Source organism: Chromohalobacter sp. 48-RD10, from assembly GCF_029889785.1.
Lineage (GTDB): Bacteria > Pseudomonadota > Gammaproteobacteria > Pseudomonadales > Halomonadaceae > Chromohalobacter.
In genome coordinates, this window is sequence record NZ_JARANX010000181.1 from 1 (window position 1) to 927 (window position 927).

Here is a 927-nt window from a genome sequence, read left to right on the forward strand (position 1 = left end):
CGGGATCGTCGCTTCCACCGCCAGGTGGAAACCGACAGCGTCGATGCGTTATTCGGCGCGCTGGAGGTCTGGTTGGCCCAAGAGGCCGCGCGGGGTTGTCTGTTCCTGCGTGCCTGGGGGGAAACCGGCGGCGACGTGCCGGAGATCGCCGAGGCGATGGCACGCCACAAGCAGCGCCTGCGGGATCGGATCGACGCCATCATCGTCGCGGAGATCGGTCGGCAGGACGATGAGCTCGCCGAGTCGATTCAACTGCTGTTCGAGGGCGCGACACACGCGGCGGCATATCGCGGCGTGGCGACCGTCGAGGTCGCACGGCGGGCGGCACAGCGTCTGGTCACGGTCGCACGAGCGTCATAGTGACACCGAGTTCAGTAACAGGCGCCGCCGCGAAACGCACCATAGCTAACGTCTAGTGACGTTAACCGGGCTCAAACCGGGGATCCATTACGCTCATATCGAAAACGATCGTTTTACACTTCGTCAACACGATGCCGGCCACAGGCCGAGAGGAGTACACCGCATGACGCGCACCGAATTCCGCCTGATCGTCGCCGGCATCATGCTGATCGGCACCACCTACGGCCTGGCGCGTTTCGCCTATGGGCTGTTCCTGCCCAGCATGCGCGAGGAAGTCGGCTTGAGCGCGACCCTGGCGGGCGTCATCGGCAGCGGCGCCTATGTCGGTTACTGCCTTGCTATCGTACTAATCGCGGTGATCACGGCTCTCATCGGCTAAAAGACCGAGCGCTCGGCGCTCCAACCGGCTTCCACTTTCCCCTGACATCAGGAGCTCTCAATGGCAGGTGCAACGGCACTCGTGGTGCTCGCCTCACTTTGCTGGGGTTTATCGGGCGGCATCGGCGGCCTGCTCATGGCGGACGACTGGGATGCGTTCGTCGTCTCGTTCTACCGGGGCGCCATCGG

Annotated in this window: 2 protein-coding genes; both read left to right on the forward strand. The window is 64.0% G+C overall.

Translation table 11 applies throughout. From position 1 onward, the window contains the following. Positions 1-360 (forward strand): TetR/AcrR family transcriptional regulator (locus OP496_RS18080; RefSeq protein WP_280565351.1); only part of this gene is annotated, 360 nt, incomplete at its 5' end. A 163-nt stretch (positions 361-523) separates the two neighbouring features. Continuing rightward, entirely contained in the window at positions 524-739 is a 216-nt protein-coding gene (locus tag OP496_RS18085; RefSeq protein ID WP_280565353.1) for a YbfB/YjiJ family MFS transporter, read from the forward strand. The last annotated feature ends 188 nt before the right edge of the window (positions 740-927 follow it).